General features: G+C 39.9%; 10 protein-coding genes and 1 pseudogene. 7 read left to right on the plus strand and 4 right to left on the minus strand.

The genetic code is table 11. The features are described from left to right. Positions 1 to 162: 162 nt before the first annotated feature. Positions 163 to 963, minus strand: coding sequence for an undecaprenyl-diphosphate phosphatase (locus tag M5F03_RS12580; protein ID WP_180133888.1), 801 nt, complete (start codon positions 961 to 963; stop codon positions 163 to 165). A gap of 305 nt (positions 964 to 1,268) precedes the next feature. Between M5F03_RS12580 and kdpA the strand changes: the two genes are divergently transcribed. The 6 genes and pseudogenes from kdpA to M5F03_RS12610 all read left to right on the plus strand — a co-directional run. Continuing rightward, positions 1,269 to 2,990, plus strand: coding sequence for a potassium-transporting ATPase subunit KdpA (gene kdpA, locus M5F03_RS12585; RefSeq protein WP_180133887.1), 1,722 nt, complete (start codon positions 1,269 to 1,271; stop codon positions 2,988 to 2,990). A 50-nt stretch (positions 2,991 to 3,040) separates the two neighbouring features. Further along, positions 3,041 to 5,068 (plus strand): potassium-transporting ATPase subunit KdpB, encoded by a 2,028-nt coding sequence (kdpB, locus tag M5F03_RS12590; protein WP_180133898.1) that lies wholly within the window; start codon positions 3,041 to 3,043, stop codon positions 5,066 to 5,068. A 19-nt stretch (positions 5,069 to 5,087) separates the two neighbouring features. Continuing rightward, complete coding sequence (gene kdpC / locus M5F03_RS12595) at positions 5,088 to 5,753, plus strand: potassium-transporting ATPase subunit KdpC (protein ID WP_249708491.1); 666 nt, start codon at positions 5,088 to 5,090, stop codon at positions 5,751 to 5,753. A 41-nt stretch (positions 5,754 to 5,794) separates the two neighbouring features. Then, a complete protein-coding gene (locus tag M5F03_RS12600) occupies positions 5,795 to 8,458 on the plus strand; it encodes an ATP-binding protein (protein WP_249708492.1) in 2,664 nt (887 codons plus the stop codon). A 23-nt stretch (positions 8,459 to 8,481) separates the two neighbouring features. Next, positions 8,482 to 9,204, plus strand: coding sequence for a response regulator (locus M5F03_RS12605; protein ID WP_180133884.1), 723 nt, complete (start codon positions 8,482 to 8,484; stop codon positions 9,202 to 9,204). A 15-nt stretch (positions 9,205 to 9,219) separates the two neighbouring features. Further along, positions 9,220 to 9,372, plus strand: a pseudogene (locus M5F03_RS12610) (acetyl-CoA C-acyltransferase); the annotation flags it as partial. A gap of 389 nt (positions 9,373 to 9,761) precedes the next feature. Here the strand turns inward: M5F03_RS12610 and M5F03_RS12615 are convergent. Genes M5F03_RS12615 through M5F03_RS12625 form a run of 3 tightly spaced genes read right to left on the minus strand, consistent with a single transcriptional unit; the run spans position 9,762 to position 15,441 of the window. Next, on the minus strand, positions 9,762 to 12,836 hold the full coding sequence (locus M5F03_RS12615) for an efflux RND transporter permease subunit (RefSeq protein ID WP_249708493.1): 3,075 nt from the start codon (positions 12,834 to 12,836) through the stop codon (positions 9,762 to 9,764). Then, positions 12,833 to 13,975 (minus strand): efflux RND transporter periplasmic adaptor subunit, encoded by a 1,143-nt coding sequence (locus tag M5F03_RS12620; RefSeq protein ID WP_249708494.1) that lies wholly within the window; start codon positions 13,973 to 13,975, stop codon positions 12,833 to 12,835. Before M5F03_RS12620 ends, M5F03_RS12615 begins: the two co-directional genes overlap by 4 nt. Continuing rightward, the gene (locus M5F03_RS12625; protein WP_249708495.1) at positions 13,972 to 15,441 is read right to left on the minus strand and encodes an efflux transporter outer membrane subunit; all 1,470 of its coding nucleotides are present in this window, start codon (positions 15,439 to 15,441) and stop codon (positions 13,972 to 13,974) included. Before M5F03_RS12625 ends, M5F03_RS12620 begins: the two co-directional genes overlap by 4 nt. A gap of 45 nt (positions 15,442 to 15,486) precedes the next feature. Between M5F03_RS12625 and M5F03_RS12630 the strand changes: the two genes are divergently transcribed. Next, positions 15,487 to 16,089: a TetR/AcrR family transcriptional regulator gene (locus tag M5F03_RS12630; protein WP_249734850.1), complete on the plus strand. Its 603-nt coding sequence runs from the start codon at positions 15,487 to 15,489 to the stop codon at positions 16,087 to 16,089. Positions 16,090 to 16,211 lie beyond the last annotated feature (122 nt).

Here is a 16,211-nt window from a genome sequence, read left to right on the forward strand (position 1 = left end):
CTAAAATCTAGTTCATAAATAATTTCTAGTGAAATTAAAATAAAAACAAAAACTTATATGATTGTTTTGAATTAAATATTAAAGTTGGTTCATGAACTAGTGCTGTAGGCTAATTTTAATCGATAGTAAATCGGTGAGATTCATACTCAAAAACCATTTTTATTATAAAAATATTATGAGTAAAATTCCTCCAAGAATAATCCGATACCAAGCGAAGACTCTCAGTGAATGTTTCTCTACAAATTTGACTAAAGCTTTGACCACAACCAGTGCAGCCATAAATGCGGCCACAAAGCCTAAGGCTATGTTCATCATATTATCTGCATTTAATAAAGAAGCATTGCGAATTAAGTCATATGACGCAGCCCCCAACATTGTTGGCATAGCAAGAAAAAAAGAAAATTCTGTAGCAGCTTTACGTGATAAACCTGAGAGCATACCGCCAATTATCGTTGCTCCTGAACGAGAAGTGCCTGGAATCATTGCAAGGCATTGAGCAAAACCGACAAGAATAGCTTGTTTTATACTAATGTCAGTGGCTTCGAGTGTTTTTGGTTCAAACTTTCTATCTTCTACAGAAAAGATAATTAACCCGCCAATAATAAGTGCGAAAGCTACGACGAGTGGGCTAAACAGCACCTGTTTGATGAAATCGACGGCTAATATACCGATGAAAACAGCGGGAAGAAAAGCAATAAAAACATTGATGGCAAAACATCTGGCATGAGTATCACTAGAGGAAAAGCCTTTTACTAAGTCGATTATCTTTTGACGGTAAAGCCAACAAACAGCAAGAATAGCACCTAGCTGAATGACGACTTCAAATGCACGGCCTGAGTCGGATTGAAAATCTATTAAATGCCCAAAAAGAATTAAATGACCAGTACTTGAAATTGGCAAAAATTCAGTTAAACCCTCAATCAGACCTAAAAATAATGCTTTTAGAAGTTCTAAATTTTCCATAAGTAAAAATAATCATCAATGGTCGGAATCTTTTAAGGTATTTCAAACTTTATATAAATGTATAAATGCAAATTTTTACGCAAATTTTACGCTTCATGCATATTTCTGAATAGAGATTTTACGGGCGTCTTTTAGATACTAAATCATGGAAATTTATCCATGCTTAGGATGGAAAAGATGAGTGCTAAATTCATAGCGCATCAAAAAATGCCGTATCACAACAATTGCGCCATACATGAGGCGATACATCTTAGAGAGATTAAAAAAAGCGTATTTGCTCTCCATTTTAAGGGGAGTAAAAACGGATGTTAGTATTTATTCTACTCATCATGATCGTTGTTGCTCTTGCTTATCCGCTTGGTAAATATTTAGCAGCCGTCATGCAAAATAAAAAAATGCGGATAGATCCACTTTTCAATTGGGTTGAAAAGCCGATTTATGCGGTGTTGGGGACTAACCCTAAATTAGGTATGAGTGTGAAAACGTATGCTCTTAGTTTTGTACTGAGTTGCATGGTGTTGGGTGGCTTTACTTGGGTTTTATTTATGACTCAAGCGAACTTGCCGCTGAACCCCAATCAGGCCCCAAATATGTCGTGGGATTTAGCCCTTCACACTATGATTTCGTTTTTAACCAATACAAATCAGCAGCATTATTCCGGACAGGCTCAGTTGTCGTACTTGTCACAAATGGTGGGGATTGTTGGTCTGCAAATCATTACTCCCATGATGGGGCTAGCAATGGTTGTTGCTACGGTTCGCGCATTATTTTATAAGCAATACGATCCGCTGAATATTGAAAAAAACACAACTTCGGGGACTCCATTACAAGATGTGAATGTCGGTAATTATTGGGCAGATGTCATTCGTCCAACCTTCAGATTTTTAATACCGCTATGCATGGTATGGTCACTTCTACTGACTAGCCAAGGTGTTCCATCAACATTTCAAGGCGGCCCAGAAGTTCAAGTTCTAGACCAAACTGCAGAATTACATACGCAAAAAATTCCATTGGGGCCAGTAGCACCAATGGTTGCAGTTAAGCAATTAGGAAGTAATGGTGGGGGCTGGTATGGACCTAATAGCAGCGTGCCTTTAGAGAATCCAACGCCATTATCTAATTTCCTAGAAATGTTGGCTATTTTACTCATTCCAGTTTCAGTTATTTTTATGTTGGGCTTTTTTACCAGGCGCAAAAAATTTGCAGTCTTCGTTTTTGCTTCAATGCTGCTGATGTCAATCATTTCTGCCAGCAGTGCAATTTGGTCTGAAAGTATTTCTACAACAGCAACACAGCTGTATGCAATGGAAGGTAAGGAAGTACGTTTTGGTGAAGCTTCTTCTGCGCTATGGTCAGCATTAACTACACAGGTGAATAATGGCTCAGTCAATATGATGCATGATTCTTCTGCACCGCTCACTGGATTAATCGCATTAGCAAATATGCTGATTAATGCTATTTGGGGCGGGATTGGCTGCGGGTTACAGCAATTTATCATTTATCTATTTTTAGCTGTGTTTATTGCAGGTTTGATGATTGGTCGTACACCTGAACTATTTGGTCGGAAAATTGAAGCTGGGGAAATTAAGCTACTTGCTGTGGTGATTTTAATTCAACCGATTACAATTTTAACACTTACCGCTGTCACGCTGTATTTCCCTGCATTAACAGGCAATAGCAATCCTCAATATCATGCTGTTTCACAGGTGCTGTATGAATATGTTTCGGCATTTGCCAATAACGGCTCAGGTTTTGAAGGTCTGGCTGATAATACAATTTGGTGGAATTTAAGTACCAGTTTAGCTCTAGTCTTGGGCCGGTTTCCAACATTGATTATTCCTCTTTTCATTGCTGCACGCTTAGCTTCGAAACGTCAAGCTCCTGAAAGCAGTGGCAGCTTAAAAGTGGAAACTCCGACTTTTGCACTCACGTTGATTGCCATTGTGGTGATGTTGACGCTCTTGCAATTCATGCCTGTACTGGTTTTAGGGCCTATCGCAGACCATTTGTTGTTGGTTAAAGCTTAAGGGTGAAAAATATGAATCATTCAAAACAATCAATTAACGCTGTTCAAAATATGCTGTTACCAACAGTACCAAAGCAAAATCAATCAACATTGTTCCAAGCAGAAGCATGGAAAAATGCTTGTATTAAACTGTTGCCGCAGCATGTCATTAAGAACCCTGTGATGGCGATTGTATGGCTAGGAACACTGATTACGCTGGTGTGCACACTTTTGGGAAAAGCAGACTTAATGTTTGGCATTCTAGTCACAGCCATTTTATTTATTACTGTGCTATTTGCGAATTATGCAGAAGCTGTGGCAGAAGCCAAAGGTCGGGGACAGGCTTCCTCTTTAAGACAAGCACGCCAGAATTTAACGGCACGTCGAATTAAAGATAAAGAAGATGCGGATGGTGAACAAATCGCAGCGACGCTCTTAAAAATGTATGATTTGATTGAAGTTCGTGCGGGTGAGTTGATTCCTGCTGATGGTGAAATTATTCATGGTTTTGCAACCATTAATGAAGCTGCAGTTACAGGAGAGTCAGCACCTGTTTTACGTGAAGCGGGAACTGATAAATCAGGTGTGATTGGTGGCACTAAAGTATTGACGGATCGAATAATCGTGCAAGTCACAGCTGAAACAGGAAATAGCTTTCTTGACCGTATGATTGCTTTGGTAGAAGGCTCAAACCGTCAAAAAACACCGAATGAAATTGCTTTAGGTATTTTACTTACAGTGATGACAGTGACTTTCATTGCAGTTGTTTTAAGTTTGCCAATGATTGGACATTTCTTAAATATCGAAATTAATCCAATTCTACTGGTCGCTTTATTGGTTTGTTTAATTCCAACCACCATTGGCGGTTTGCTTCCTGCTATTGGTATAGCTGGGATGAACCGTGCTTTAAAAGCCAATGTCATTGCTAAATCAGGTAAAGCGGTTGAAGTTGCTGGTGATGTAGATGTACTGCTTTTGGATAAAACCGGCACGATTACTTATGGTGACCGCCAAGCAACTGCATTTTATCCGCTCGCTGGTGTCACGGAATCAGAACTTTGCCAAGCTGCAGTGCTTACTTCATTGGCAGATCCAACGCCTGAAGGTAAGTCGGTGGTAGTTCTAGCAAAAGAATATGGACAGCATGTCGATACGCCTGAGCAAGCAGAATTTATTAATTTTGATGCTTCAACTCGAATCTCTGGGATTAACTTAAAAGATGGTCATCAAATTCGTAAGGGTGCATTGGATGCCATACTGAAATTTTCATCACAAAATCTTGAGAATCAACTTGAGTTGAAAACCCGCGTTGAACAAGTTGCTTCTAAGGGTGCAACACCACTTGTGGTCGCAAAAGATCGGAATATTTTAGGTGTCATTGAACTTTCGGATGTGATTAAGAAAGGGATTAAGGAAAAGTTTGCGCGCTTACGTGAAATAGGCATTAAAACAGTCATGGTGACGGGTGATAATCCACTTACGGCTGCTGCTATTGCTGCCGAAGCAGGCGTAGATGACTACATTGCTGAAGCAAAACCAGAAGATAAGCTCAGCTGTATTCGTGCGGAACAAAACAAAGGGCATCTAGTGGCAATGGTCGGAGATGGTACCAACGATGCTCCTGCTTTGGCTCAAGCTGATATTGGTTTAGCGATGAACTCAGGTACGCAGGCGGCTAAAGAGGCTGGTAATATGGTCGATTTAGACTCCGATCCAACGAAGCTTTTATCTGTAGTGGAAATTGGTAAGCAGCAGCTGATTACACGCGGTGCATTAACCACATTTTCTTTGGCAAATGACGTATCAAAATACTTTGCCATTTTACCTGCATTATTTGTCGCGGCTATTCCACAAATGGGTGTGCTGAATGTGATGCAATTGAGCAGTTCTGAAAGCGCCATCCTTTCAGCTCTGATTTTTAACGCAATTATTATTCCTTTACTTATTCCAATTGCCTTACGTGGAGTCAAATTTAAGCCATCAACGGCAACTCAATTGCTGCGCCGTAATATGCTGATTTATGGTGTCGGTGGTGTGTTGTTACCCTTTGTTGCCATTAAAGCGATTGATCTGATGATTAGTCCATTGTTATCACATTGAACTGATGAGGAGAATAAAAATGAATATTGAAAACCATCAAGAAAATGAGCAATTGAATAGTATATCGATGGCTGGATTAGGTTTAATACGTGCATCCATTGGCTTAACAGCTGTGACCTTAGCTATTTGCGGCTTTGCATATAGCTCGGTTGCAGCAGGTTTAGGGCAGGTCATTTTTCCGCATCAAGCCAATGGCAGTTTGATTGTACAGAATGGTGAGGTCATTGGGTCAAGTTTGGTTGCACAACCTTTTATTCAAGCAAAGTATTTTCAACCACGGCCGTCCGCGTCAAATTATGACCCTATGGCCATGGCAGGAAGTAATTTGGCACGAACAAATCCAGCATTACATGAAATGATGGATGAGCGTTTAAATAAAATTGTGGCACAAGAGCGCGTTGAAAAATCTCAAATCCCTGCAGATCTGGTAACAGCATCGGGCAGCGGTATCGATCCTGAAATTAGTCTGCAGGCCGCCTTAATTCAGATCAATCGAATTGCAGCTGCAAGAGGAATGTCAGTACAAAAGGTGGAGAAATTAGTACTGGAAAGAAGTATTCAGCCTAGTTTCGGAATATTAGGGCAGACACGTGTGAATGTGCTTGAAATAAACATTGCTTTAGATCAGGCTAAAAAGCGATTTAATAAAATGGAAGGAAGAGGAGAATTATCCTCTTCCTTCTAGAAAGGGCATAAGTCTAAGATATTTATAAAAGTTATAAATTTATGGATAAGAGTAATACAAGTAAAGCTGATGTTTTTTTACAGCATACTCAACGTTTTCAATCTGGACGTTTGACCATATTTTTAGGGGCTGCTCCGGGCGTTGGAAAAACTTTCGCTATGCTTGTCCGTGCCCATGAATTGGCTTTACAAGGCAGTGACATAGCGATTGCTTATGTAGAAACACATGGCCGAACTGAAACTGAAAACTTAGTGGCCGGTTTAACTTTGATTCCGCGTAAAATTATTCAATATCAAGAGCACCAGCTTGAGGAAATGGATTTAGATGCGGTACTAGACAAGAAGCCAAATATTGTTCTTGTTGATGAATTCGCTCATACCAACGTACCCGGCAGCCGTCATGAAAAGCGCTGGCAAGATATCAATGAACTTTTAGATGCCGGTATTGATGTTTTTACGACAATGAATATTCAGCACTTAGAAAGTTTGAATGATATTGTTTTTCAAATTACAGGTATCCGTGTTAAAGAAACAGTGCCTGATCGGGTCTTTGAACGTATTCGAGATATTCGTTTAATTGATTTGCCTGTCAATGAATTGCTAGAGCGTTTGAAGCAAGGAAAAGTGTATGTACCAGAACAGGCAGAACAAGCTTTACAGCGATTTTTTAATGTCGCTAATTTAACTGCTTTACGTGAACTAGCGATGCAAACAGTTGCTGGTTATGTAGATACAGATGTTCGGGAAAATTTTGCAATTCAAGGGCAAGCGGCTATTCCGCTTAAAAACCATGTTTTGATTATGATAGATGGTTTAGGAAACTCTGAAGCATTGGTACGAGCAGGATGTCGTATTGCCGAGCAACGGATGGCTGCATGGACTGTCGTTACGTTTTCTAAAGATTCTCAGATTCTACCGAAACAAGCTAATCGTCAAAGCCGAGAAATCGAAATTGCATTGAATATGACTCGGCAAATGGGGGGTATGACGGAAACGCTATACGGTAAGCAGCATGTGAAAACTCTTTTTGAGTATGTTATTGAGCATGGAATTTCTACTTTGGTTTTATCTCAGCCGAAGAAAGAAATCTTTAACTTAGCTTTGAAAGCGAATTTCGTTGATCAGTTAATCAAACTTCAGCCACGATTCGAGCTGAGTATTGTTCCTGTTTTATCGCCAAAAAATATTGCTGTTTCAGATAATATAGCCTCAGACAGTAGACGAAATTATTTAACACTGAGCGAAATATCCTACGTACTTGTTACAACAGTGATCAGCATTCTGATCGCAAGCCTAAGTGAAACCTATTTGGGCATTGACGATATTTCAGTTATTTTTATTACTGCTGTGGTATTTGTCGCATCAAAAACAAGAATGCTGGCTGCGGTATTTTCTGCAATTTTATTTTTTTTAGCCTACAACTTCTTTTTTATCAGTCCCAAATTTACATTGGAAATTTCAGCTCATCAAGGTGTGATTACGGTGCTGGCTTTTTTAGGCGCTGCTTTAATTGCAAGTAAGCTGGCATCTAAATTAAAAGAGCAGGTTACAGCGCTAAAAGCATCAAATAGTTATAACAGTATTATGCAAGAACTAGGACAAAAGCTTTCTACTGCAGTAGATTTACAGCAGGTTCAAGATATTGCAATGCATTGTTTAAACAAAAACCTAAATGCAGATGTTTGGATTTATTCACCAGAAACTGAACAGGAAAATCAAAACTTAGAAAAGATGAGTGCAAAGGAACAAATTTCTGCAAATTGGACTTTTAAAAATCATCAGGCTTCAGGCCGGTTTACTCAAACACTGATGGAAAATGCTTGGTGGTTTTTACCGCTATTGGCCTCAAAGCAATGCGTAGGCGTCATTGGGCTAAAATTTCCATCGCAGCAACGGCTTTTAACGTCTGAACAAAAACAATTAGCAGAGGTGATGGTTGAATATATAGCCCAAGCTATTTGGCGTACTCAATTAACCAAAGCACTTGAAATTGCGAATGTGAGTTCAGAAACAGAAAGATTACGTTCAGCATTATTATCTTCAGTTTCACATGACTTACGTTCACCCTTAGCATCGATCATTGGTGCTGCTGATACCTTAAGTAATTATCGGCATTCTATGGACGAAACGGATCAAAATAGTTTACTTGAGGCGATTCATTTAGAAGGTGAACGATTAGACCGCTATATACAAAATTTATTGGATATGACTCGTTTGGGACATGATGGTCTAAGACTGGCACGAGATTGGATTGGTGTCGATGAACTCGTTGGTTCAGCGGTACGCAGGTTACAACGTTATATGCCGCAAGCTTTAGTTGAGGTACATTTACCTAATGATCCGTTAAATTTGTATGTACATGCTGCACTCATTGAACAAGCTATTTTTAATGTATTGGAAAATGCCGCTAAGTTTTCACCTGAAAATAAACCGATTTCAATTCAAGTTTCTAGGTTAAAAGAAAATGAAATGGAAATAACGATTTCTGATCAGGGGCAGGGGATTCCTGAAAATGAGCGTGATCGTATTTTTGATATGTTCTATACAATGGAACGAGGTGATCGTGGACAACACGGTACCGGATTGGGCTTGAGTATTGTTAAGGCCATTATTGGTGCACACATGGGGACTATTTCTGCTTCGTCTCTAAGTCATAATCAAGGTACATGTATTCGCATGCAGCTTCCAATTAATCCATTACTGTAAGGTTTTCACCTGAGGAAAAATGAATGGCTGAACTCAATCCATCTACTAGTGCTATCGCTACAGTCTTAATCATAGATGATGAGACACAAATACGAAAATTTCTTGATATAGCATTGCGTGCACAAGGTTATAAAGTTATTCAAGCTGAAAATGGCCAGCAAGGTTTAGGTGAGTTAGCCTTGCATGGTGCTGATTTAGTTATTTTAGATTTGGGCTTGCCTGATTTGGATGGTTTTGAAGTTTTAACGGAATTGCGAAATTGGTCTCATGTACCAGTAATTGTTCTTTCTGTCCGTTCTGATGAAAATGAAAAAGTAAAACTTTTGGATTCAGGCGCAAATGATTATGTGACGAAGCCATTTAGTATTCAGGAGCTCTTGGCAAGAATTCGTGTTCTACTTCGGCAGACTCAGTTAAGTGTGGTTGAAAGCGTAATTTTTGATGATGGCTACTTGAAAATTGACTTTGCTCAACGTCAAGTCTATTTGCAGGGGAGTTTGATTGCTTTGACGCGTAAAGAATATCAACTATTAACGTTGCTTGCACAGCATAAAGGACAACTGATAACCCAGCCACAGATACTCAAGGAACTATGGGGTGCAACGCATCAGGAAGATACGCACTATTTAAGAATTTTGGTTGCCAAATTACGTGCTAAATTAAATGATAATGCAGTTCATCCTAAATATATTTTGACAGAACCTGGTGTAGGATTGAGATTCTTGAATATAAATATTTTTGTATAATAAAAGAATAATTAAATTGATATTGGTCATCAACTCAGTGTATCAAATACACGATTTATGACATCGACATGCAATCAACCTGAAAATATCCAGGGTAAGTATGCGTTATGCTCGATGTTCATTGGTGTTGGTCAGGGTATTGCTTTGATTGTTAAACGAATTGAATAGATTTAGTTTTATTACTCATACCTAAGAGAAAATAGATAGAAGTGAATTTTAAGTAAATTCACTTCTAATATCTAAAAGAAATTGACAAAGGACTGTAAGAAAACTAGTGTATATCAATATTAATGAAGTAAATGACACATGTTATTTATTTAACTTGTGTTTACCTAAAATCTAATTCACAATTAAATTTATGTTAAATAAACAATAAATTTAATTACTTAGAGAATTAAAATTATAACTTATAAAATATTTTGTTCATGAACCTAGCGATGAATACACATTTTTCCTACTAAAAAAGCCTTTATAAATATTAAAGACTCAAACTTTAGGATTTAGACGTATTTAAATGTATTAAAAAGGAGCTAAACAGCTCCTTTCTTAATGAATCGTTAAACTTGTGCTTTAGATTTGAACTTGGACTTAATCCAATGATGTAAATCATCAACATAAGTAAAGATTACAGGAATCACCACAAGGCTTAACACGGTAGAAGTAATTAAACCACCAATCACAACAACCGCTGTTGGCTGTCTAAAGCTTGGTTCAGCGCCAAGCCCTAAAGCATTCGGCATCATGCCGGCAGCCATTGCAATTGTGGTCATAATGATTGGGCGGGCACGTTTAGAACAGGCATCCATTACGGCAGCATAACGACTAAGACCGTGTTCATTACGGGCGATAATGGTGTAATCCACCAAGAGAATGGAGTTTTTCGTCACGATCCCCATCAGCATCAGAATACCGATGACTACAGGCATTGAATACGGCATGCTGCAGATATACAGCGCAACAAATGCACCGCCCAAAGCCAACGGCAAAGCAGACAAGATTGTTCCCGGCTGTAAAAAGTCATGGAATAGAAGCACAAGTACAGCATAAATGCAGACAATGCCGATAAACATTGCTAAACCAAAGCTGGTAAACATTTCTGACATGTTTTGCAGCTCACCTTGCTGAATCTGTTTCACGCCTTGAGGCAAGTTTTTCATTGCTTCAAGCTGCATCACTTGGTTTTGTACTTCACCAATACTTAAACCATTTAGTTCAATAGACAATGTGACATTACGCATACGGTCCATACGGCTAATTTGAGTAGGACCTCCCTGAATTTGAATATCTGCGATACTTCCTAAACTGACTGAACCATTGCTTCCTTGCACACGTACTGCAGCAATAGACGATAAATCATTACGTACAGATGGGTCTAAACGGACACGAATTGCAATTTGGCGCTGGTCTAAGTTCAATTTTGGCAAGGTTGTTGAGTATCCACCGTATGTTGCATAACGAATGGCATCGGAGAGTGCTTCAGATGTAACGCCTAGCTGTGCAGCCTTGGCAAAATCTGGCGTGATTTGGACTTCAGGCTGTTCAATGGCAGCACTAGAACTGACATTACCAATGCCTTTTAAACCGCGCATTTGCACTTCAAGGTTGTTGGCTGTCTCAGTTAGTAAATCTGCATTGTCGCTGGCTAAGGTTATGTCGAGTTTTTCGCCGGTATTGCCACCGCCAACACTGATTTTAACGCCAGCCAAAGGTTTTAATTTTTCACGAATATCTTGCTCAACTGCGCTTTGACGGGTATCGCGCTCATCATACGGCGTCAGTTCTACTGTTAATGTTGCTGAGGCCACATCAGCAGTAGAAGAGCTGTCCATGCCAGAACCGCTTGAAGCTGTGCCGACAGAACTGAAAACTTGTTTTACATTTGGATTTTGCTGGATGATTTTACTGGCTTCTTCAGCAGCCTTCGCTGTTTGATCTAATGTAGAGCCTGGAGGCAGCTCAACGGTAACAGTAGTCTGCGATTGGTCCTGTGCAGGCATAAAGGTGACGCTGTTTTGCATACCAATAAATAGCGTCACAAAAAAGAATGCAGATGCACCGAGTATCGTGGTTTTTCTGTGATTTAAAGTGAAATTCACGATGGCTTTATAGTGTCGCATAACCCAGCCATCCGGCTGTTTTTTGGTTTCATCCTTCTTATTTTTGGGTTTCAGCATATATGCTGCCATCATTGGTGTCAGCAGTCTGGCAACCAATAAAGAAAATAAAATCGCAACCGAAGCGGTAATACCGAATTGCTTAAACACTAGTCCTGCAATACCGCCCATAAATGCGGTTGGAAGGAAAATCGCGACAAGCGTCAGTGAGGTTGCAACCACCGCAAGACCAATTTCATCTGCAGCCTCCATGGCTGCTTGATACGGTGTTTTGCCTTGCTCCAAATGTCGCTCAATGTTTTCGACTTCTACAATCGCATCATCGACCAAAATCCCGACGACTAAAGACAGCGCCAACAGGGTAATGACATTCAGTGAATAACCGAGATAATACATCACCCCAAAGGCTGGAATAATCGATAAGGGCAGAGCCACAGCTGAAATAAACGTGGTGCGCCAGTTTTTAAGGAAGATAAAGACCACGATAATTGCAAGCAATGCACCTTCGTACAGCATGGTCATCGAGCCATCATAGTTGTCTTGAATGGAATCAACTTTGTTGCTGATTTCTTCAATTTTAACGGCCGGATTTTTTTGTTGAAATGCTGATACTGCTTCACGGACATGCTTGACGACTTCTACATCTGAATAGCCTTTTGAGCGTTCAACCTGAAAACCAATAATTGGTTTGCCATTCAAATAAGCACGAGTAGTACGTTCAGCTGTGGTATCGTGAATTTGTGCAACTTGATCTAAACGTACATAGCGGCCATCTTGCAGCGGTATAGAAATTTTACGTATATCATCTGCCGTTTTTACTGTTGCTAGGGTACGGATGGATTGGCGTTCACCGCCAACGCGTCCTTGACCGCCAGAGGCTTCTTGCTGCACAGCTTTAAGCTGTTTAGAGACATCTGAAGGCATTACATCTAAACCCGCCATGAGCGTCGGATTTAAGTCAATTTGTACTTCACGGTCTACACCGCCAACACGTGAGACACTATTAACGCCATTGGCTGCCATAATGGCATTGCTGACGTCATTATCAACAAACCAAGACAGGTCTTGCTCATCTAAATTGTCTGAAGTAATGCTATAGGTCAGTAAGCTAGAGCCTGCCGCAGTCACTTTAGACACTGTGGGTGAGTTCATGCTTGCGGGCAAATCTGCTTTCGCTCCGTCAACTGCATTGCGGACTTCAGACAAAGCGACTTCTACATCTTTTTCCAATTCAAAACTCACGGAAATATTTACAGAACCGTCAGTAATGGTTGTGGTGATGTGATCAAGCTTGGTCAGTGAAGTGAGTTTGTCTTCAATTTTACGTGCAACTTCAGTTTCAAGCTGCTCAGATGCTGCACCTTCTAGACTGGCGCTGACGGTAATGGTGGGCAAATCCATGTCGGGCATATCTTGAATGCCCAACTTCATAAACCCGTAAAGCCCCATAATCGTCAGCATTATAAATAGGACGATCGCTGGGATGGGGTTTTTAATAGACAGGGAGGAAATGTTCATTCATTCACTCCATGCTGTGTATTTTGTACGGTCGTTTTCTGTGCAATTTTGACGGTCATACCATCAGTGAGAAATGCACCGCCAGTTTCAACAATCTTTAAATTGCTTGCTAGTGGGCTTACAATTTCCACATAGCCGTCCATACGGCGTGCGGTTTCAACCACTTGACTGTTGGCAATGTTTTTATCATTGACCACATAAATATATGAACGACCGTCACGCATCACAATTGCGGTTTGAGGCAGCACGTATGCTTTATCTTGACCAATAGTAATTTTGCCGTCTACAAAAGTACCAACATTGGCCGTTTTACTGCCTTTTAAAGTCACATATACAATGCTGCGCGCCGTATCAGTGGATACGGAAGGGCTGACTGTTCGAACTGTACCAGTTAGTTTGGTTTGATCTGGCAGTGTTACTTCTGCAAGATCCCCCGCTTTGATTAAATGTGACTGTGATGCATCTACCTCTGCACGCCATTCAATCACGCCATTTTTAATCATGTGATACAGCTCAGTACCAGCACTTACTACATTACCGACCACACCTTGCTTGCTGTAAATAATTCCGCTTGCAGGTGCTTTAATAGCGGTTTGACTGATTTTAAGCTGAATCATATCTAACTCAGCTTTCGCAGCATCTAAGTTTGCTTTTGCAACATCTTGATTAATTTTATATTCTTCAATTTGCTGTGCAGATAAGGCTCCGCTTTGCCCGACAATTGCTGCACGACGTACGTCTGAAGCTGCTTTTTCTAAATTCACTTGCGCTTGTGTCACCGCCGCTTTTTGTTTTGCTAATTCCTTCTTCAAATTTTCATCAGACAATTTTGCTAAAAGCTGACCTTGTTTAACTGAAGTGCCGACGTTGTAATATAAGTCTGAGAGCCGGTAACCGCTAATTTCAGGACTGATAATAATTTCTTCGTAGGGTGCAATTAAACCGGTCACAAAAAATTCTTGAGGCCAAATTTGTTGACTTAAATTGACGATATTAACTGTCATGGATGCTTGCTGCTCGGCATTTTCAGCTTTGTGTTCAGATTTTTTGTCTTCTTTCTTATTGAATGTTAAGGCAATGACCAAGCAAATAATGATCAGGGCACCGATCAAAATGGCCATTTTTTTAGAGATTTTCATTGAATTTCACCATTTTGAGCGATATGTACTGACGTTTGTGATGGCGTGAATGTGCCGCCTAAGGCTTTATACAAGCTGATCCAGCTCTGAGTATGCTGCTGCTGAATGTTCACCACACTGATTTGCGCATTGAGAGCTGAACGACGTGCAGCTTCTAAATCTAATAGGTTGGTTGAGCCAGCTTTTTGACTGATTTCAAGTGCATTAAAATATTTTTGGTATTGCACATAACTGCTTTGTGCGCTTTTTTCTTGTTTTTTCAGGGCTTGAATTGTGACAAGCTGTTTTTCAATTTCAGCGGCAGCATTAATGACACCTGACTGATAATCAGCGACAGCAGCATTGTATTTCGCAATGTTGCTTTCAACAGTAGCTTTACGTTTACCTGCATCAAAAATCGGCTGTAATAGATTTGCGCCAATTGACCATGTATTTAAACTGGCTCCACCAGATGACGCAGCATTAATGACACCAGATAAACTCAAATTTGGATAACGATCTGCTTCGGCGCTTTTGATTTCGGCGTATGTTGCAAATACTTCACGCTCTAAAGCAGCTATATCTGGACGGTTGCGCATGACATCGGCAGGAACTTCGCTAACACCAAAGCTTCCATGCTGTAGCGGAAATTTAAGAGATGATTGGGCAAGAATTTGACGTAATTCTGATTCATCAATACTGGCTAAGGCCGTCATTGATTTGATTAATATTTCACACTGTTTATTTTGATCTATGCTGTTCGAGCGCGTGTTTTCTAAGTTTGCCACAATGAGGGCGTGATCCATAGGGGCTGTAAAACCCGCTTTAACTAAAAGGGAAGTAGCTTTTTCAGTTTTTTGAATGGAACTTAATTCTGTTGCGTACACCCGCTGTATCGAACGGCAAGCTAAATACTGCGTATAGTAATCTGCCATCTCAGCTGCCAGAGAAATCTGCATGCTGAGCATATCTGCAGTACGTGCTTGTAAACGTGCAACTGCTGCATCACTTTGATTTCGATACTTTCCCCATAAATCAATTTCCCAACTGGCATCTAAGCCAATCGAGTTTTGATTAGATTGACCACTCGCATCTTTTACACGGTCGACAGAGCCATTTCCAGACAATGTCGGGTATAAGCTGGCACGTTGCGTGGTTAAATTTGCACGGGCAGCGTCAATATTGGCTAAAGCCGTGACTAAACTTTGGTTGTTTTCAAGGGTGGTACGAATCAATTGTGTTAAAGCAATATCATGAAATGATTGCCAAAATTGGGTTAACTCAACACTGTTTGAGGTTGGATCAGGTGATGAATTCCACTGAGTTGATATTTTTGCAGCAGGCGCTTGGTAGCTTCCCGAAGCAATACATCCATGGAGTAAAGGAAATAAAATCATCAGACAGCCAAACTTGGTCTGACTTGAAATATTCAAAATAGCACCAATAACTAAAACTAGACGGTTTAGTTTAGATTGACAGTTTAACACTGTCAATCTTAGACTACGCTATGAAATTACTTAAGGGGTGGCTGAATGGCTAGAGCAAAGAGTGAAATAACCAAGCAAAAAATTTTAAAAGCTGCTTTATCTGCTTTTAAAAAAAAAGGTTATAGCTCGACCAGCATGGATATGATCCGTGATGAATCTGGTGTATCCAAAGCCACACTTTATAATTATTTTCCATCTAAAGAAGAATTATTTTTAGATGTTATGATGTATGAAATGGTACAGCAGCATGGCGTGCCAGAATTTGATTTATTTGAAAAATACGAACTAACAGTTGCATTAAAAATTTTAGCAAAACAATTGATTACTGTAGCTTATTCAAAAAGTATTATTGCTACGCGTCGTATGCTTGTGGCAAATGCTTCGCATAAAAATCTAGGACAGCGATGTTATGAAAAAGGACCCAAGCGTGGTGAACGCATGATGTGCGATGTTTTTCAAAAAGCGATGGATGATGGTATTTTGATGAAAGCTGAACCACGCGTTGTAGAGGCACATTTTCGCGCTTTGGTTGACGCAGAATTCAGCCAGATATTTACATTTGGTTTAGACATCCAGATTACTGCAGAATGGATTGAGGCAGCAACTGAAAGAGCAGTTGATGTTTTAATGCGTGCATATCAAATTTAATTTTTTTCATTTCGACGAAGATGCATGGCTTTAGCTCAGCAATATTAAATTGATTACGTTGAGTTAACTTTTAAGCATAATGTGCTGAAGCTAAGTAATAGGAGCTTATTCCTCAGAATTAA

This window comes from Acinetobacter amyesii (assembly GCF_023499985.1).
Taxonomy (GTDB): Bacteria; Pseudomonadota; Gammaproteobacteria; order Pseudomonadales; family Moraxellaceae; genus Acinetobacter; species Acinetobacter amyesii.